Genomic DNA, 18933 nt, shown 5'->3' with positions numbered 1-18933 from the left:
GGGCGACCATGGCGCGGCCGATATGCCCGTGGCGTTCATGGATTCGCCGGTTTTTGGGAGAACGTTCATCTTTGCCGGCCTATAAATGGTGCGTTGGGGGTCGGCATTGACAGGGAGAGGGACGATGGCGGCGACGCGGGTGGTGGTTCTTTATGGCGGCTTCTCGGCCGAGCGGGAGGTGTCGCTGGTCAGCGGCCGGGCCTGTGCCGAGGCGCTCAAGAGCAAGGGCCACGACGTGATTCTCGTCGATCCGGCCGATGGCGTGAAGGAACTCGTCGCCACGCTCGATCCGGCGCGGGACGTGGTGTTCAACGCGCTCCACGGCAAGCTCGGCGAGGACGGCTCGGTGCAGGGCCTGCTCGATCTGCTGCGCGTGCCCTACACCCATTCGGGCCTGCTCGCGTCGGCGGTCGCCATGAACAAGGCGCTGGCGCGCGACATCTTCGCCCGCGCCGGCCTGCGCTGCGCGACGGGCAGGCTGTGCACGCGCGACGATTTTCGCAACGGCCATCCGCTGCCGCCGCCCTACGTCATCAAGCCGGTGGCCGAAGGCTCGTCCAAGGGCGTGCGCATCGTGGCCGCGGGCGACAACCTGATCGCCTCTGACGAGGACTGGGCCTACGGCGACCACGTGCTGATCGAGCGCTTCATCGCGGGACGCGAGCTGACGGTGGCCGTTCTCGACGGCAAGGCGCTCGCCGTGACAGAGCTGCGCACCGCCGAAGGCTTCTACGACTACACCAACAAGTACACGGAAGGGCGCACGCAGCATCTCGTGCCGGCGCCGGTTCCCGCCGAGATCACCGAACAGGCGCTGCGCTGGGCCGAGATCGCCCACGAGGTGCTGGGCTGCCGCAGCCTGAGCCGGTCGGATTTCCGCTACGACGACCGCCCCGAGGCGGGCGCGGACGGCGGGCTGTACATCCTCGAAACCAACACCCAGCCCGGCATGACGCCGCTCAGCCTGGCGCCGGAACAGGCGGCCCATATCGGCATCAGCTTCGCGGACCTTGTCGACAGGCTGGTGAGCACGGCGCGATACGGATGATGGACTGGTATAGTTGAAAACTACTTTTGCCAATATCCCGGACATGCTTCATATCCGGGATATTGTCCGCAAATTGGTACACCATATATACCTGAACATTACTATATCCATCGGGCAATCATTCCAGGATGAGTTATTGCAATATTCCGTCTATTGTGGTTGGATTGGCGTGATATTTTGTATTTATGTTCTGCTGTCAGCTTGACAGCGCCCGCCCATTCGTCAGCCATGGTGAGGAATACGATGTTCGGCAGCGTTCCGTCTGATCTGCTCAGGCCCCCGCTCGGATACGATTCGGCCGCACCCGCAGGCCTGAACGGCAGGCAAGAAGGCGTTTCGGGCGCCGATGGGCAAGGACGCGCCGTCAGCCAGCAAAGGCCGCCGGAGAACGGCTCTCTTCTGACGCTTCTGGAAACACGGCTCAGGCAGGGACCGAATCGCGTATTGGTGGGCGCCCTTCTGGACGCCGTCCGGGAAATGCCGGGCAGTGAGGCGGCAGAGCGCAATTTCGTCGTGAAGATGCTGGAGGGTACCGGCGACTTCAGGCTGACATCCCAGGAAAAGGCGCTCGTTCTCGCAGTGTACGACAAGCAGGTGAGGCAGAAGTAAGCGCCCTCCGCACCGAGCCCGTCACGGGTGCTGCGCCTGTCCGTCCTTCCGGCGCAGTTCGCTGACGAGCACGCCGGCGACGATCAGCGCCCCGCCGAGGATGGCGAGCGGGCCGAGACGCTCGCCGGCGATGCGGCCGAAGATGCCTGCCCAGACCGGTTCACCCGCGTAGATCAGCGTGGCGCGCGTCGGCGAGACGGTGCGCTGCGCCCAGTTCATGGCGAACTGGATCAGGGCGCTGGCGAACCCGAGCCCGCAGGCGGTCGCGACGAGCAGCCACGAGAACGGCGGCACGCTCTCTCCCGCCGGGATCATGGCGGCGAAGCTGAGAGCCGAGGCGACGGCGAGCTGTACCACCGTCACCCGGCGCGCATGGGCGCGGCCGGCGAAGGCGCTGATGAGGATGATCTCCCCGGCGATCGCCACGGCCGAGGCCAGCGTCCACAATTCGCCCGCCTCGAAGCGGATCGATGTCCCCTCGGGGCCGGCGAGCAGCATGAGGCCGACGAAGGAGAGCGCGATGCCGACCCACGCCATCGGACGCGGCATGATGCGCAGCACGAGGAGTTGCAGCAGCGGCACGAAGGGCACATAGAGCGCCGTGATGAATGCCGACTGGCTGCTGGGAATGGTCTGCAGACCGACCGTCTGCAGCGAATAGCCCAGCATCAGCGCCACGCCGATGGCCCCGCCTGCCCGCAGATCGAGCCACGTCACGCCCGCCATCGACCGCGCCGATCCGAGCCCCAGCAGCAGCGCGGCGGTGGCAAAACGCAAGCCGACGAGAAAGAACGGCCCCGTCACGGTCAGCGCGTGCTGAACGACGAGAAACGTCGTGCCCCAGACCACCGTCACGAGGACGAGCACGATCTCCGGCCCGGAGAACCACGGCCGCCGGGCCGGCGCGAAAACCTCCGACGAAATGCTCAATCGCCAACTCCAGACCGCAAGAACGGATCACCAAAAGGAACGGATCACCAAAACCGTCCGTGACCGGAGGCTGTCCCATCGGATCCGCGATTCGAGCACGTTCCGGCAAGGCAGAACCCGCAGAAATCGAACGATCGCGCCGGGTCCGGCCACGCTCCAGATACCCCCGCTCCCCTACGCCGGCTTTATGGCATAAACATGAGACAGTCGTCAGGTCTGTGGCAGGCGGATATAGTGCCGAAACCACGCCCACGCGACCTCGGCCGCACCCCTGCCGCCGCTGATGAAAGCACTGGCGGGCGCAGCCATGCCCGCGCCCGGCGCCGCCGATGGCCCGGATTCGTGCGCGAGGCATTCCGCCACGATCTTCCGCAGACGAACGACTTCCTCGTCCCTCCTGGTCCTTCGCCGAATTTTCTCGTTTCTCCCGTGCAGGACGGAGGCGACGATGTTCGCCTCATCACGGGACAAGTCGTATTTCGCGACGAGAGAACCCAGATCTTCCACGGAAAGCTGTTGCTGAACGTCCGGAGGCGCCACGCGCACTTCCATCAGCGCCCTGAACAGACTGGTTTCCATCGGCGCGCCGGCGGGCCTCGTTCCGCTCCTTTCCTGCCGCTGCCGCCTGAGCGCCGGCAGCGAACCGCGCTCCGGCTCCCTATGCACGCTCACCGTCCGCCCCGACTGCGGATCCGTGCCGGAATCGGTCTGGCTTGCGGTGCTGGAAGAAGAAGGCACAGTCGCATCAACGCCGGGCGGGGCGGAGCAATATCCGAGCGCAATACTCATGAAGGTTATCTTTCCCACTAAAAATAGCCATCAGCGCAACCATCGCGGCCAGCAGCACAATAGAACCGTAATATATCTGCCGGAATTTAAGCATCATAAGCCTTCAGCCGCAAGCAGAGGATTGGGGCACCCCCCGTTCGCTTCCCGGCGAAATTGTGTCCGAACATGCGTATTGGCGCGATTTGCCGGATGCAGCCTACATCGACCGGCCGCTGTCATCTCCGTGCAGCAAAGGGGGCGGCGCGTGATTCGGCGCTCCCCCCGCCGGGGGAGTCAAAAATCCGTGACACGGGTCCGGCGGAAAGTGACTGATTTCTCAATGCCGAAAACCGCTTGCCGCCATCCACATGAAGCTTCCACAACAAGGATAAATATCCTTCACAACAACGTCACAGGCGCTGTAGAATATCCGTCGCGAAGCAGAATAGTCTGTTTTTGGAAACCCCTTAGTCGGGGGATACGGAGACGGCAAGGTGACGGTTCACGTCCCACTTCCAGCGACGCCGGATGGCTGTCCGGCTCTTGTGCTCAACGCCGATTTCAGGCCGCTGAGCTATTACCCGCTCTCGTTATGGAGCTGGCAGGATGCGATCAAGGCGGTGTTTCTCGACAGGGTGAACATCGTCTCAGAGTACGACACGGCGGTGCGAAGTCCCACTTTCGAGATGCGCCTTCCCTCCGTCGTTTCCCTCAAAACCTACGTCCAACCCTCCCGCCACCCCGCCTTCACCCGCTTCAACGTCTTCCTGCGCGACCGCTTCTCCTGCCAGTACTGCGGCTCCCGCGAGGATCTGACCTTCGACCACCTGATCCCGCGCTCGAAAGGCGGGCAGACAACCTGGGAAAACGTGGTCACCGCCTGCTCGCCATGCAATCTGCGCAAGGGCAACCGCATGCCGCGCGAGATCGATATGTGGCCAACGCAGATGCCCTACGCGCCTTCCGTCCACGATCTGCACCAGAACGGCAGACTGTTCCCCCCCAACTACCTGCACGAAAGCTGGCTCGACTATCTCTACTGGGACGTGGAACTGGAGCCCTGACGCCCGTGCCTCGCGCTCCTCATTCGGCCGGGACGGCTTCCTGGCACACGTCAATCCACGTCGCCTCGACGATTTCCGCCATGCGCAGCGTGTTGATGCGCACCGCCGAGTGGATGGAGCCCGCTGCCGGCACCACCTCGTCGAACGCCTTGAGCGAGACGTCGCAATAAACCGGCAGCGGCGTCGCCAGGCCGAAGGGGCACACGCCCCCCACCGGATGGCCGGTGATCGCCGCGACCTCCTCGGGTCCCAGCATCTTGGCCTTGGCGCCGAAATACGCCTTCAGCTTGCGGTTGTCGAGCCGCGCGTCGCCGCGCGCGACCACGAGCACGACCGCGTCGCCGAAGCGCAGCGACAGCGTCTTGGCGATGCGCCCCGGCTCCACCCCGTGGGCCTCGGCCGCGAGCGCGACGGTGGCCGTGCTCACCGCAAGCTCGATGATCTCGACATCGGGCGCGCGCTCCCCCAGGAAGGCGCGCACGGATTCGAGGCTCATGCGATCTCTCCCTCGTAAAGGTCCTGCGGCCGGCCGACGCTGACGTAGGTGAAGCCGCGGCTCAGCAGGTCCTGCGGTGGGTAGATGTTGCGCAGGTCGACCATGATCGGCTGGTTGAGCAGGGCCTTCACCCGCTCGAGGTCGAGCGCGCGGAAGGCGTCCCATTCGGTGACGATGACGAGCGCATCGGCGCCCTCGATGGCGGCATAGGCGTCGTTGGCGTAGATCACGTCGTCCAGCACCGTGCGCGCCTGCTCCATGCCCTCGGGATCGTAGGCGCGGATGGTTGCGCCCGCGTCCTGCAGCGCGCGGATGACGGCGATGGAGGGCGCCTCGCGCATGTCGTCGGTGTTGGGCTTGAAGGTCAGCCCCAGCACGGCGATGGTCTTGCCGGCGACGCTGCCGCCGCAGGCGGCGATCACCTTGCGGCCCATGGCGCGCTTGCGCACCTCGTTGACGGCAGCGACCGTCTCGACGATGCGCACGGGCGAATCCGCGTCCTGGGCGATCTTCACCAGCGCCAGCGTGTCCTTGGGAAAGCACGAGCCGCCGAAGCCGGGGCCGGCGTGCAGGAACTTCGCGCCGATGCGGTTGTCGAGCCCGATGCCGCGCGCCACCTCCTGCACGTTCGCACCCACCTTCTCGCACAGGTCGGCGATCTCGTTGATGAAGGTGATCTTGGTGGCGAGAAAGGCGTTGGCCGCATACTTGATCAGCTCCGCCGTGCGGCGGTTGGTGACGACGAGCGGCGACTGGTTGAGATAGAGCGGCCTGTAGAGCGCCCGCATCACGTCCGCGGCGCGCTCGTCCTCGGTGCCGACGACGATGCGGTCCGGGCGCTTGAAATCGGCGATGGCCGCGCCCTCGCGCAGGAACTCGGGGTTCGACACCACGGCGAAATCGGCATCGGGGCGCACCTCGCGGATGATCGCCTCCACGGCGTCGCCCGTGCCCACCGGCACCGTCGACTTGGTGACGACGACCGTATAGCCGTTGATGACCGCCGCGATCTCCCGTGCCGCCTGATGCACGTAGGAGAGATCCGCATGCCCGTCGCCGCGGCGCGAGGGCGTGCCGACGGCGATGAACACGGCGTTGGCGGAACGGACGGCTTCCGTCACGTCATCGTCGAAGAATAGCCGCCCGGCGCGGGCGTTGGTGGCGACGAGCTCGGCGAGCCCCGGCTCGAAGATCGGGATCTCGCCCGCCTTTAACGCGGCGATCTTGGCCGGATCCTTGTCGATGCAGGTCACGACATGGCCGAAATCGGCGAAACACGCCCCGGACACCAGCCCGACATAACCCGCACCGATCATTGTTACACGCATGCGCCGCCTCCGATTTTCCGTCCGCCGCCCTATTGCATCAAACCCGAAATGGAACCCATTTTTGGGATAAATTTGATGCACAAACAGAGAGATAGAGCAAAATGGCGATTCAGAGTTAATTCTGGTCTAGAGCGCAGGTTCCGACAGAATCAGAACCTGCGCTCCAGATTCTTGAATTTGCGCAGCTTTGTCGACGAAAAGTGGCCTCCACTTTTCCGCACACTGCGCTAGAACACGTTCAGACCATGTCGTCGTTTCCATGAAATGATGACCGCTCTAAGAGGCCGCGCCGTTCGCGCCCGCGATGACGCTGCCGATGCGCCGGCCGTCCATATCCGCGACCTCGAAACGCCAGCCGCGCCAGGTGAAGGCCTCGCCCTCCTCGGGCAGGCGCCCCAGATGCGCCAGCATGAAGCCGGCGAGCGTGGTGAAATCGCCTTCCTCGTCCATGTCCTCGAGCTCGAGGGTGCGCGCGACCTCGTCGATGGCCATGCGCCCGTCGAGCACCCACGCGCCGTCCTCGCGGCGCATCGCCTCCGGCTTCTCCTCGCCCGCGAGTTCCGGCAGGTCGCCGGCAATGGCGACGAGGACGTCGGTCGGCGTCACCACGCCCTCGAACGTGCCGTGTTCGTCGACGACGATGGCGAGATGCACGTTCGAGGTCTTGAAGTTCTCCAGGAGGCGCAGCACCGGCATGGTGTCGTTGACATAGAGCGGCGCGCGCACCGCCGCTTCCAGATCGATCGATCCGGTGCGCCGCTGCTGCTCCAGCAGATCCTTGGCGTGCACGACGCCGACGACGTTGTCGACATCGCCCCGGCACACGGGAAAACGCGAACGGCCGCTGTCGCGGATCTCCTGCAGCACCACCTCCGGATCGTCGTTGACGTCGAGCCAGATGGTGTCGACGCGCGGCACCATGATGGACCGGACGTTGCGCTCGCCGAGCATCAGCACGCGCTCGATCATGCGGCTCTCGGCGGGCGTGAACGCCGTCTCGCCGCCGCCGGTCGAGATGATGGCGGCCACCTCCTCCGACGCCTCCGGCGCGTCCTTGCCGCCGCGCAGGATGCGCAGCACGGCCCGGGCGGTGCGGTCGCGCAGATCGATGCTCGTGACCCGCCTCTGGACGTTGCGGCGGCCGAGCTGGTTCGCGGCCTCCACCAGAATGGAGAAGCCGATGGCGGCGTAGAGATAGCCCTTGGGGATGTGATAGCCGAGCCCCTCGACGATCAGGCTGAAACCGATCATCAGCAGGAAGCCGAGGCACAGGATGACCACGGTCGGATGGCGGCTGACGAAGGACATCAGCGGCTTGCTCGCCACCATCATGACGCCCACAGCCACGATGACGGCGATCATCATCACCGCCAGATCCTTCACCATACCGACGGCAGTGATGACCGAGTCGAGCGAGAACACCGCGTCGAGCACCACGATCTGGGCGATCACATGCCAGAAAACGGCATAGGCGCCATTCGATTCCTTGGCGCCATGATGGCCCTCAAGCCGTTCGTGCAGCTCGCTCGTGCCCTTGAACAGCAGGAACGCACCGCCGCCGATCAGGATCACGTCGCGCCAGGATATCTGCGCCCCGAGCACGCTGAAGATGGGCTCGGTGAGCGTGACGATCCACGAGATCGAGGCCAGCAGGCCAAGGCGCATGACGAGCGCCAGCGACAGGCCGATGATGCGCGCCCGGTTGCGCTGCTCGGGCGGCAGTTTGTCCGCCAGAATGGCGATGAACACCAGATTGTCGATGCCGAGCACGACCTCAAGCACGATCAGCGTTGCAAGACCGGCCCACGCGGAGGGGTCCGCCATCCACTCCATGGGCATCAGTCGGGGTCCGCGGCTGTGTCGGGCTGGGAGAAAGCAGACCGGATCAACGGCATCGCTGCCGGCGCGCTCATGCCGGCATATCCGATTCTCCATGTCCTCCCCGGTTCGAATCGCGTTCTACGACAGCTCGGTTCGCAACGGGTGGACACAAATGGCTCCGTGATCTTCGACGGTGCATGTTGCATGCACCAGCACCATATAGGCGTAGCCGTGCGCCGCCAACAACCCCCGTTTGCATCCGCGCCGCAAAAAAATGCGACGTCCGGCGCCGGAACGCCTGAAAAAATGCGATCCTGCGGAATAGAACGCGCACCGGCTCCGTATACGCGTCATGGAACACGACAACACGCCCGCCAACGCTTCTGCACCGGAAACGGCCGCACTGACAGCCGCCGCCGACGGTCTCGACGTGCTGGATCAATTGCCGGCCCTGCGCCGCTATGCGCTGAGCCTGACCCGCGACGCGACCGACGCGGAAGACCTCGTGCACGACGCGCTGCTGCGCGCCTACGAGAAGCAGGGCGGTTTTCGCGCCGAGCGGGGCCTGCGCCAATGGCTGCTGTCGATCGTGCACAACACGTTCGTGGATCGCTGGCGCTCGCGCCGCGCCGAACGCCGGCGCATCGAGCGGCTGACCAGCGAGATGCGGGGCGACCCGGCCGCGCTGCAGCACCCGCCGGAGCAGGACCACGCCCTGCGGCTGGCGCAGGTGCGCCAGGCCTTCATGTCGCTGCCCGAGGAGCAGCGGGCGGTGCTGCACCTCGTCACCATCGAGGGGCTCGGCTACGGCGAGGCGGCGCAGGCGCTCGACGTGCCCGTGGGCACGGTGATGTCGCGTCTCGCCCGCGCCCGCGCGGCGCTGCGCGCCTTCGAGGACAGGCCCGTCGAAACGCTGCCGGCCACACCGACGAACGTCACCCATCTGCGCGTGGTAGGAGGCACCGATGACAATACTGGCTGATTCCGTCGTCGAAGCCGATCTGCAAGGCTATCTCGACGGCCAACTGCCCCTGCGGCGGCGCATTGTCGTGGAGGCGCATCTGGCCGCGCGGCCCGAACTCGCGGCGCGTGTCATGCAGGACATGCGCCTGCGCGACGAACTGGTGCTCGCGCTGACGGAGATACCGGCCGCGCCCCGTCCCGCGACGGCGCAGGCCGCGCGCCGGCTGGCGCGGGCGCTGCGCTGGCGCAGGCGCTCGGAAACCTTCCGCCGCATGGCGGCGATCGGCCTGTTCCTCGCCATCGGCTGGTTCGCGCACGCCCAGTTCGGCGCGCTCGGCGTCAGCGAGGTCGCGGCCTCCGGGCTGCCGCCGGCCTATGTGGAAGAGGCCATCGCCGGCTTCGATGGACGCGAGCCCGCCGCCCGCGACGCCAGCGGCGACAAGACCTACGACCCGGGGCGCATCCTGGCCGAGACCGCGATCGTGCTGCCCGCCCTGCCGGACGACTGGCGGGTGGAGGACGTGGCCATCGCGCCCTCGGCCTACGGACCGGGCGTCAGGCTGTCGATCGGCACGCCCGATCTGGGGCCGGTGTCGCTCATCGCGCTGCGGCCCGGCGTGTTCGACGTGGTGCCCGTCACGGTCGCCCACAAGGACGCCTTCGCCATCGCCCACTGGCAGATCGGCGATGTCGCCTACGCGCTCGTGGCCAGGGAAGGCGGCGGCGGGGGCGACGCGCGCGAGATCGATCACGCGGCCGACCGCCTGATCCGGACGCTTTACTGACGTTCCGGCGGCGACCGCCGCCGGAGACTACCTTTCCCCCATCCTTCAAGCTCGACCCTACTGGAGTTTACGATGACCAACCCGCAACCCGGCTTCGGCTGGCAAGGCACCGCCCGCGGCATCGACCGCGCCGCCTTCGACGAGGGCCTGCGCCAGCACATGCTGCGCGTCTACAACTACATGTCGCTCGGCCTCGTGGTCACGGGCGTCGTTGCCTTCATCGTCGGCACCACGCCGGCGCTCTACGTGCCGATCTTCTCCACCCCGCTCAAGTGGGTGGTGATGCTGGCCCCGCTCGCCTTCGTGCTGTTCTTCTCGTTCCGCATCGACAAGATCTCGGCGAGCGGCGCCCAGACGCTGTTCTGGTCGTTCTGCGCCGTGATGGGCCTGTCGCTGGCGTCGATCTTCCTGGTGTTCACCGGCACCAGCATCGCGCGCACGTTCTTCATCACGGCGGCGATGTTCGGCGCGACGAGCCTCTACGGCTACACGACGAAGCGCGACCTGTCGCAGTTCGGCTCGTTCCTGATCATGGGCCTGATCGGCGTGATCATCGCGAGCGTCGTCAACCTGTTCGTCGGCTCGACCGTGCTGCAGTTCGCGGTCTCGGTCATCGGCGTGCTGGTGTTCGTCGGGCTGACCGCCTGGGACACGCAGAACATCAAGGAGCAGTATTCCGAGAACTTCACCCACGAGTCGCAGCAGAAGCTCGCCATCTTCGGCGCGTTCTCGCTTTACCTGAACTTCATCAACATGTTCCAGTTGCTGCTCTCCCTCACCGGCCAGCGCGAGGAATGATCCGCCCTGGCGCGCTTCCCGATCCGGCCGGACCGGGAAGCGTTCCGGCAGCCGCCAATCGTTTCGAGATGAACACTTGACCGGCGCCCGGCGACGCTCCATCTCATGGAAATCGCCGCCGGGAGATGCCAAGGAATCAGCCGGCCGAAGCCGGCGGTCCGGGAGGTTCATCCATTGTCCCAGTCAGCCAGCGCAAGGTCAGCCAGCGGAAGCGCGGGCTCGATCCCGAAGGTCCGCCACCGTCCGCCGGGGCGCAGGTTGTGGGCGATCCTGCGGGCGCTCGCGCGCGACACCAGCCGCGAGCGCATCTCGGTCGGGGACCTGCTCGACACCATGCACGACCGGGCTTTCGGCGCGCTGATGTTCATTTTTGCCTTTCCGAACATCCTGCCGACGCCGCCGGGCACGTCCGCCATTCTCGGCCTGCCGCTGGTGTTTCTGTCCGCGCAGCTCATGTTCGGCCGCAAGCCGTGGCTGCCGAAGGTCATCGCCAGCCGGTCAATGGCGCGCAAGGATTTCGCCGCCGTCACAGAACGCGCCGTGCCGTGGCTGTTCCGCGCCGAGCGCCTGCTGCGTCCGCGCCTGGTCCAGCTCGCGAGCCCGCCCATCGAATACCTCGTGGGCGCGACCTGCTTCGTGCTGGCCGTGATCCTGCTGCTGCCGATCCCGCTCGGCAACATGCTGCCGGCACTCGCCATCTGCCTGTTCTCGCTCGGCATCCTGGGGCGCGACGGCGTCTGGACCCTGCTCGGCTTCCTGGGGACGATCGTCTCGCTCGTCGTGGTGAGCGGCGTGCTCTACGCCTTCTTCAAGAGCGCGGTCTTCATCATCTCCAACGCGTTCGGCTGATTTGCCCCCTACTGCAATCGGACGTTGACGTGATCCGCGCCGCCGCGCGCGTCGATGACGGAAAGCCGCGCGAAGCCGGCGCCGTCCGGCCGCCACGACGTCTCGCGCCGGATTGCGCCCTGCTCCACCGGCCGGCCGTTGACGAGCCATGTCAGCGGCGGCGCGCCGCCCGTCGCCTTCAGCGCCAACGCCTGTGACATTCCCTCCCCACCCGAAAAGCCGAGGTCTATCACCGCGCCATCGGGCGGATAGGCGATGCGCAACGGCGCGCTCACGGTGGCCATGACGGTGCCGGGCGCGTCGCGGCGCAGATGCCGCAGGGGCGGCGGCAGCGTCGCGGTGGTGGCCGTGAGCCGGCCCGGAGGGGCCGGGACCGGCACCGGCTCGCGGCCAAAGCGCGCACCAAGCCGCGCGAACGCCTCGAACAGCAGGGGAGCCGCGGTGTTGCGCGCCAAGAGGCCCGGCACGGCCCCGCCGTCGGGACGGCCGAGCCAGACGGCGACCGTCGTATGGCGATCGAAGCCCACGGCCACCGCGTCGCGGTAGCCGTAGGACGTGCCCGTCTTGTAGGCGATACGGCCGGAGAGCGCGTTCTGGGGCGCGGGCGCGCCGCGCAGGATATCGGCGACATACCATGCCGCCACGGCGCCCGTGAGGGCGCTGCGCCGGGCAGGCTCCGGCGGAGCCGGTTCCGCCCCGCCTATCCGGTAGCGCAGCGCCGGCACCGCCCCGCCGCGCGCCAGCCCCGAGAAGGCTGCGGCCATGTCCGTGAGGCGGATGCCGAGCCCGCCGAGCGCGATGGCGAGGCCCGGCTCGCCCGCTTCCTTCGGCAGCTCGATGGCGACGCCCGCCGCCTTGAGGCGCGTCAGGAACTGCACCGGCCCCACCTCGGCGAGCAGCGCCACGGCGGGCACGTTCAGCGACAGCTGCAACGCCTTGCGCGCGGTCACCGTGCCCTGGAACGTCTGGTCGAAGTTCTCCGGCGCATAGAGGCCGTAACGCGTCGGCCGGTCCTCCAGGATGGTCTCGGGATGGGCGAGCCCGGCGTCAAAGGCGAGCGCATAGACGAACGGCTTCAGCGCCGATCCCGGCGAGCGCACGGCCCGCGCGGCATCGACCCAGCCCGCCCGCTCCGCCGCGCCGAAATCGGCAGCGCCGACATGCGCCCGCACCTCGCCTGTGGCGTTGTCCACCGCGACGATGGCGGCCGAGATCTGCGGCCCGATGCGCGCCGCCGCCTCCCGCGCCAGCGCCTCGAACGAACCCTGCAACGGCGCATCGATGGTGAGCCGGTGCACGCCGGTCTCGGGGCGCGCGTCACGCTCCGCCTGCGCGACATGGGGCGCGAGCATGGGGAAGGGTTTTCGCGCTTCCGGCACGGGCGTGGTGCGGGCGGCGTCGGCCTCGGCGGCACTGACGAGCCCGCGCGCCTCGGCCCGCTGCAGCACGCGGTCGCGGGCGGCGCGCGCCGTCTCCGAAAAACGGTCCGGCCGGCGCGCCTCGGGCGATTGCGGCAGCGCCACCAGCAGCGCCGCCTCGGCGGTGGACAGGCGGCGCGGCTCCTTGCCGAAATAGGCGAGGCTCGCGGCCCGCACGCCCTCCAGATTGCCGCCGTAGGGCGCGAGGTTGAGGTAGAACGACAGGATCTCGCCCTTGGAGAAGCGCCGCTCCAGCGCCACGGCGCGCACGGCCTGCCGCAGCTTGGCGGTGAACGAGCGCTCGCCGCGCGGCTCCATCAGCCGCGCCACCTGCATGGTGAGCGTCGAGCCGCCCGAGACGATGCGCCCGCTCACGGCCATCTGGAAGGCGGCGCGCGCGACGGCCAGCGGATCGACGCCGCCGTGGTCGAGAAAACGCCTGTCCTCGTAGGCGATCAGCAGATCGATGAAGCGCGGGTCGACATCGGTGACGGCCGCGGGCAGGCGCCAGCGCCCGTCATCGAAGGTGAAGGCACGCAGCAGCGTGCCGTTGCGATCGAGCACCACGGCGGAGTGCCGATAGGCGGGCGCGAGATCGAGTTCCGGCAGGCCGGCCGCGAAGCGCCAAAGGCCGACGCCGGCGGCAAGGCAGGCGACGACTGCGGCGAGCGCCACGGCTTTCAGCCATCGCCTCACTCCGGCCCTCACTCCGGCCCTCACTTCGGTCCCCTGTCTCCCCGCACCTCGACCGTGCCATAGCCGGTGCGGCCGAACCGCTCGGGCCTGAACATGTCCTCGACGATGGCCGGCGGATGCAGGTACTGCCCCGGCGTCACCGCCCGCACGGCATAGGCGACGGAGAAGAACGCCGACTGGTCGGGCTCGCGGTCGAAGGCGGCGACGAAGCGGTCGTCGCGGTATTCGGCATGGGCCGGCTCGACGTCGCGCTTGAGCCACGGCAGCGCCGCGACATCGCCGCTGTCGACGAGGCGCGGATTGTCGATCTCGAAGCCCGCCGGCAGGTAGTCGACCAGCAGCACCTGCGCCTCGCGCGCCTCGCGTTCGGTGACCGTCAGCACGGCGACGAGGCGCTCGTTCTGTGCCACCTCGGCGAGATTGGCCGGCTTGCCGTCGAGGTGGAAATAGCGCCGCTCGACCTCGTAGCCCTGCGCCAGCGCGCCCTCGTGCGCCGAGGGGTTGCCCGCCGTCCCGATCACCGCCCGCACCGGCGCGTTGCCGGTATTGGTGACGTTGACGGGCCCCTGCGCCAGCGCCGCTTCCGGCAGCGTGCGGAACAGCGGCCCCGTGTGCGCCGCGCCGTCGACCGTGAGCGACACGGTCTCGGCCTCCCGGGCAAGGCCGACGGCGGCGAGCAGCAGCCAGGCGTTCTCCTGCGTGCTGGTGAGCGCGCGCTCGCCGCGCGCCTCCTCCACGGCCTCGGTGATCGGCGCCAGTTCCGCCCGGCCCGCGCCGGTCTCGGCGACGAGCGCCAGCAGGCCAGCGCCGTCGCGCAGCACGGAGCCGTAATCGCTGCGACCCGCGTCCGTGTCCTTTTCACCGGCAAGCGTCTGGGCGGCGGTGGCGAACACGCGGTCGGCGCGCGGCCGGTCGCCGAGCAGCGCCAGCGCCGCGCCGATCTGCGCCTTGGCCAGCGCCGAGCCGAACGAGCCGATGCGCGCATCGGCGAAATAGCGCAGGTCGCCGATAACCGGCCGGCCGTTGCGGGCCAGCACATAGGCCGCGTAGGCGAGCGCCTCGCCCTCGCCGTCGGGAAAATCGGTGCTGTTCACCACCGCGTTGCGCAGCCGGTCGAGCGCCTGGGTGAAGGCAGTCTGCGGCACATCATGGCCACCCTCGCGCGCCCGCGTCAGGAAATCGGCCACGTAGGCATCGAGCCACAGGTCGTCGCCGCCCACCGACCACAGCCCGAAGGACCCGTTGGAATCCTGCCGCGACAGCACGCGCGACACCGCCTCGCCGACGCGCCGTTCCGTATCCGCGTCCTCCGGCAGCACGCCGAACCGGTGCAGCGTGGCGGCATAGAGCAGCGGCAGCGCGCGGCTCACCGTCTGCTCGGTGCAGGTGTATTCGAAGCGGTCGAGCGCCGCGAGCAGCGCCGGCACGTCGAGCGCCGCGAGCGGCGACACGGACAGCGACACGACGCCGGTGCCGGGCACGATATCCGCCAGCAGATCGCGCGACACGCTGACAGTTTCGCCGGGCGCCAGTGCCTTGACCGTGCGGCGGGTGAGCGGCCGCGAGCCCGCGCCGACGCCGAGCCGCAGCGTCTGCTGCACGATCTGCGCCGCCTCGACGCCCGGCCCCGTGATAGCCACGGTCACCGCAGCCTGACCGACGCCGGATGCGTCGAGGGGAACGGAGAAGGCCGCCTGCCCGCCCTTCTCCAGCCGGACGGGATCGGCGAGCGCGAAGTCGTCGGCCACGACCGGCCCCTCGGTCGCGAGCGACAGCCGGTAGTCGCCCGCCTCGCCCGAGACGTTGTCGACGGCGAGGAACAGATGCGACGTGTCGCCGGCGTTGAGAAAGCGCGGCAGGTTGGCGGAAACCACCACCGGATCGCGCACCACGACATCGGCGCTCGCCTGCCCCACTTTGCCCTGCGCCCACGCCACCGCCATCAACCGCACGGTGCCGTTGAAGGCGGGAATGTCGAAATCGACATGCGCCACGCCGTCCGCGCCGACCTTCACCACGCCGGAGTAAAGCGCCAGCGGTTCCTGCGCCGGCGGCGACCCCTCGAGTTGCAATGCGCCGCCGTCGCCGCCGGAGCGGATCGCGCCGCGCGTGCCCTGCATGCCGTCGATCAGGAAGCCGTAGAGGTCGCGGATATCGGTGCCGAGCTGCCGCTGGCCGAAGAAATGCTCGTCGGGGCGCGGCGGCTCGTAGCGCGTCAGGTTGAGGATGCCGACATCGACCGCAGCAACCGCGACGAACGCCTCCTCGCCCGCCGCGAGGCCGTCGACCCTGACCGGCACGGACAGGGTCCGGCGCGGCTCGACCTCCCTGGGCGCATCGAGTTCGACGCCGAGGGTGCGCGCCTGCCGGTCGACGGAGAACCACGCGAGCCCGAGTGCCCGGCCCGGCTGGCGGCGCGCCGCAACGTCGAGCGGACGGTGGGCGAAGGCGACCACATAGGCCCCCGGCCCCCATTCGGCCTTCACCGGCAGGCTGACCGTCGTACCGTCGGGCGTGACATCGACGAGGTGCTCCTCATGCAGGCGGTCGCTGGCGACGACAAGCGTGACCTTGCCGGAAAAGCGCGGCTTCAGCGCCACCGTCATCGTGTCGCCGGCCGCATAGGCCGCCTTGTCGAGCGTCAGGTCGAGACGGTCGGGCACGTCGGCCGTCGCGTCGCCGCCGAACCCGGAGGAGAACGTCACGCTCACCGGCTCGGCCGCGCCCTCGGTGGACACGATCTCAAGCCGGTACCGGCCCCATTCGACGGGCGCGCTGATACGCGCCGGCCCGCCCGAGGCGGCAAGCTCGATCTCGCCGTCGCGGACGCGGCGCGTACTGGTCACGGTCTCGAAGGACCAGCTTCCGCCCCGGTTGTACCACTGATAATTGCGCTCGATGCGCGACAGCGTCCAGCGCGCCCTGCCCGCCTGGCGCGCGCCCTGGGGCGAGACGGCCACGACGTCGAAGCCCGCCTGAGCCCCCTCCGACAGGTTCGTGAACAGCGGTTTGGCGGCGAGCACCGGTGCTTGCGGCAGGATAGGCAGCGTCACCGTGCGCTCGACCGCCCGCCCGCCCGCTTCCGCTACCTGCACCGCGACGCGCGCCTCGATCGGCCGGGAGGCGGCGACCTCGGGCACGGGCACCGTCAGCCGCGCCTTGCCCTGCGCATCCGTCACCACGCCGTCCGCGAGTTCGACGAACACGCTCTCGAACGCTTCGTCGTCGATGCCGGTGCGATAGCCCTCAAGGCCCGAAACGGCGGATTCTCGCGCCTGCTGCACGGTCACGGAGCCGCTCACCGCGAGCGCCGCCGCCGGCGCGCCGTAGAGGAAGTCGGCGCTGACATCGACGACCGCGTCCGTCCCCCAGGCGAGCTCTTCCGCCTGCGGCGCGAGCTTCACGTCGATGCGCTCGGGCAGGTAGTCCTCCACGAGGAAGGTGGTCTCGCCCACGGGCTCGCCCTTGGGGTCGATATAGGCCTGCACCCGCCACGTGCCGTGGGCCGCGCCGGCGAGCAGCGGCAGCGACCACGCCCGCCCGCCGAGCCCCTGGTCGGCGACGACGGCGCGCCGGTATTCGACGCCGTCGGGCCGGCGCGCGACGAGCGTCACCGGCAGGCCGGCGGCGGCGTTGCCGGAGGCATCGCGCAGCAGTGTGGTCACGTAGACGGTCTCGCCGGTGCGGTAGACGCCGCGCTCCGAAAACACCTGCGCGTCGAGCGGACCCGGCGCGGCGCGCCCGGCGACGCCGCGATCGGTCAGGTCGAAGGGCGCCTGTTCGAGATCGAGGAAGTTGTAGTCGCCTTGCGGCGTCGTGGCGACGAGGAGCGAGGGCCGCGCCCCGCCCTGCCCGCGGCCGAGGCCGGCGTCGAAGGTGAACTCGCCGCGGTCGTTGCTCGCCGCACTCGCCAGCACCTCGTTGTTGCGGGCGACGAGCTTCAGCTCCGCGCCGGCGAGCGGCGCGGCGGAGGCAAGCGAGCGCACCAGCACCCTGAGGCCGCCCGCGTTCGACAGCGCGGTGAGGCCGAGGTCGGAGACGACGAACCATTGCGTGGCGCGCTGGCTGTAATCCTCGTCCGCCGGCGGCCCGCCGGCCGGCCGGGCGGTCAGCACGTAGACGCCGGGCGAGAGCCGCTCGCCGATGGCCTCGTTGACGGGAAAGGCCGTCACCTCGTCGGCGTTGAGCGGCGAGCGGGTGGCGAGCGTGCCGCTCCAGATCTTCTCGCCGCGCTCACCCGCAAGCGTGTCGATCACCCAGCGGCCGAGCTGGTCGAGGAAGCCGCCGTCACGGATGGTGGGCAGCAGGCTGCGGTCGCCGACGCGAAAAATGTCGATCTCGGCCGCCTCGGTGTTGACGGACACGAGCGGGATGCCCTCCTGCCCGCTCGACGGCAGCACGTAGTTGCGGCCGGTGAAGCGCACGGACGGGGCGCGGTCGCGCACGAAAATCTCGTAGTCGGCGTTGCGGGAGAGCGTATCGCCGGAGGCGGCCGGCAGGCCCTGCCGCAGCACGATGGCGTAGCGCTCGCCGTGCCTGAGGCCATCGACGCAGATCTGCTGGTCCTCGGCCGTCACCGCCGCGTTGGCGGAGCCCGCCACGGCGACGAAGGGCGCGAAGTCCACGCCCGCCGCGACCCGCTCCGAAAACTGGAAGCAGGCACGCGGCGAGGCGGCGTCGGAGTCGACGCTGTTGTCGATGACGCGAAAACCGTAGCGGCTGCGCAGTTCGTCATAGACCTGACGTACGGCGGGATCGTCCACCAGCGCCAGGGAGGCGCGGTAGGCGTCGAGCGCGGGGCGGAAGAGCGAGGCGTTGATCTGCACCTCGCCCAGCACCACCAACGCCTCAGCCTTGTCGGCGGGCCTCGTCGCGTGCTGGAAGCCGGCGTAGGCGGCGACCCGCGCGTTGCGCAGCAGCCGCTGCTGCTCCGCGTAGTCGTCGGTGTCGAGGGCGGCGGAAAGCCGCGCATAGGTGAGCCAGTCGGCGGCAACCGCCGGCTCGTGCACCAGAACGGCGCTCGCGAGCTGGAGTGCCCGCGCGGTGTCGCCGCGACCCTGCGCAGCCGCGAGGTCCTTGCGCAATTGGGCGACAGGCCGTTTCAGATCGGCTGCTTGAGCCCGCGCGCGCAACACGGAATCGAAGCGCACGGCCTCGCTCGCCAGATCGCGGCGCTCGAAGGGTTTTTGCGATTGGGCGACAACCGGCGGCGCGAGGGCGAGGGCGAGAACAGCGACAGCCGGAATCGCCAAACGGCGAAGAAATGCGAAAGTCATCGGGTTTTCTCCACCGGTCCGTTTCGGGCGGGGTCCAGCCGGTCAGCAAGCCGCACGGGCCCGACACATCCGGCATGGTCGCGG

The 18933-nt window shown here is 68.7% G+C and carries 14 protein-coding genes; 7 read left to right on the top strand and 7 right to left on the bottom strand.

The features are described 5' to 3' along the window. The first annotated feature begins 124 nt into the window (after positions 1 to 124). Positions 125 to 1048 (top strand): D-alanine--D-alanine ligase, encoded by a 924-nt coding sequence (locus tag ACUSIJ_RS09300; RefSeq protein WP_449308107.1) that lies wholly within the window; start codon positions 125 to 127, stop codon positions 1046 to 1048. 243 nt (positions 1049 to 1291) lie between these two features. Next, entirely contained in the window at positions 1292 to 1657 is a 366-nt protein-coding gene (locus tag ACUSIJ_RS09295) for a hypothetical protein (RefSeq protein WP_449308106.1), read from the top strand. A 21-nt stretch (positions 1658 to 1678) separates the two neighbouring features. Here the strand turns inward: ACUSIJ_RS09295 and ACUSIJ_RS09290 are convergent, their stop codons facing one another. Further along, a complete protein-coding gene (locus ACUSIJ_RS09290) occupies positions 1679 to 2587 on the bottom strand; it encodes a DMT family transporter (protein ID WP_449308105.1) in 909 nt (302 codons plus the stop codon). Positions 2588 to 2797: 210 nt separating this feature from the next. Beyond that, a complete protein-coding gene (locus tag ACUSIJ_RS09285) occupies positions 2798 to 3376 on the bottom strand; it encodes a hypothetical protein (RefSeq protein WP_449308104.1) in 579 nt (192 codons plus the stop codon). A 473-nt stretch (positions 3377 to 3849) separates the two neighbouring features. Between ACUSIJ_RS09285 and ACUSIJ_RS09280 the strand changes: the two genes are divergently transcribed. Then, entirely contained in the window at positions 3850 to 4419 is a 570-nt protein-coding gene (locus tag ACUSIJ_RS09280) for an HNH endonuclease (RefSeq protein ID WP_449308103.1), read from the top strand. A gap of 19 nt (positions 4420 to 4438) precedes the next feature. On the opposite strand, the gene ACUSIJ_RS09275 is transcribed toward ACUSIJ_RS09280, so the two are convergent. From ACUSIJ_RS09275 to ACUSIJ_RS09265, 3 genes are all read right to left on the bottom strand, one after another. Further along, positions 4439 to 4915 carry a YbaK/EbsC family protein gene (locus ACUSIJ_RS09275; RefSeq protein ID WP_449308102.1) on the bottom strand — a complete coding sequence of 159 codons (477 nt, stop codon included), beginning with the start codon at positions 4913 to 4915 and terminating at the stop codon, positions 4439 to 4441. Beyond that, complete coding sequence (locus ACUSIJ_RS09270; RefSeq protein ID WP_449308101.1) at positions 4912 to 6243, bottom strand: UDP-glucose dehydrogenase family protein; 1332 nt, start codon at positions 6241 to 6243, stop codon at positions 4912 to 4914. The genes ACUSIJ_RS09275 and ACUSIJ_RS09270 overlap by 4 nt, the downstream gene beginning before the upstream one ends. Before the next feature lie 276 nt (positions 6244 to 6519). Further along, complete coding sequence (locus ACUSIJ_RS09265; RefSeq protein WP_449308276.1) at positions 6520 to 8076, bottom strand: TerC family protein; 1557 nt, start codon at positions 8074 to 8076, stop codon at positions 6520 to 6522. A 340-nt stretch (positions 8077 to 8416) separates the two neighbouring features. On the opposite strand from ACUSIJ_RS09265, the gene ACUSIJ_RS09260 reads away from it, so the two are divergent. From ACUSIJ_RS09260 to ACUSIJ_RS09245, 4 genes are all read left to right on the top strand, one after another. After that, positions 8417 to 9046, top strand: a complete 630-nt coding sequence (locus ACUSIJ_RS09260; RefSeq protein WP_449308100.1) for a sigma-70 family RNA polymerase sigma factor — start codon at positions 8417 to 8419, stop codon at positions 9044 to 9046. After that, on the top strand, positions 9030 to 9812 hold the full coding sequence (locus tag ACUSIJ_RS09255; RefSeq protein WP_449308099.1) for an anti-sigma factor family protein: 783 nt from the start codon (positions 9030 to 9032) through the stop codon (positions 9810 to 9812). Before ACUSIJ_RS09260 ends, ACUSIJ_RS09255 begins: the two co-directional genes overlap by 17 nt. A gap of 72 nt (positions 9813 to 9884) precedes the next feature. Then, on the top strand, positions 9885 to 10610 hold the full coding sequence (locus ACUSIJ_RS09250; protein ID WP_449308098.1) for a Bax inhibitor-1/YccA family protein: 726 nt from the start codon (positions 9885 to 9887) through the stop codon (positions 10608 to 10610). Positions 10611 to 10784: 174 nt separating this feature from the next. Then, positions 10785 to 11459, top strand: a complete 675-nt coding sequence (locus tag ACUSIJ_RS09245; protein ID WP_449308097.1) for an exopolysaccharide biosynthesis protein — start codon at positions 10785 to 10787, stop codon at positions 11457 to 11459. Between the two features lie 8 nt (positions 11460 to 11467). On the opposite strand, the gene pbpC is transcribed toward ACUSIJ_RS09245, so the two are convergent. Then, positions 11468 to 13573: a penicillin-binding protein 1C gene (gene pbpC, locus ACUSIJ_RS09240; RefSeq protein WP_449308096.1), complete on the bottom strand. Its 2106-nt coding sequence runs from the start codon at positions 13571 to 13573 to the stop codon at positions 11468 to 11470. A gap of 20 nt (positions 13574 to 13593) precedes the next feature. Then, a complete protein-coding gene (locus tag ACUSIJ_RS09235) occupies positions 13594 to 18849 on the bottom strand; it encodes an alpha-2-macroglobulin family protein (protein ID WP_449308095.1) in 5256 nt (1751 codons plus the stop codon). Between the last annotated feature and the right edge of the window lie 84 nt (positions 18850 to 18933).

The organism is Pseudochelatococcus sp. B33 (assembly GCF_053570585.1).
The sequence above is the reverse complement of the archived record's forward strand: the minus strand, read 5'-3'. Positions and strand labels throughout refer to the sequence as shown.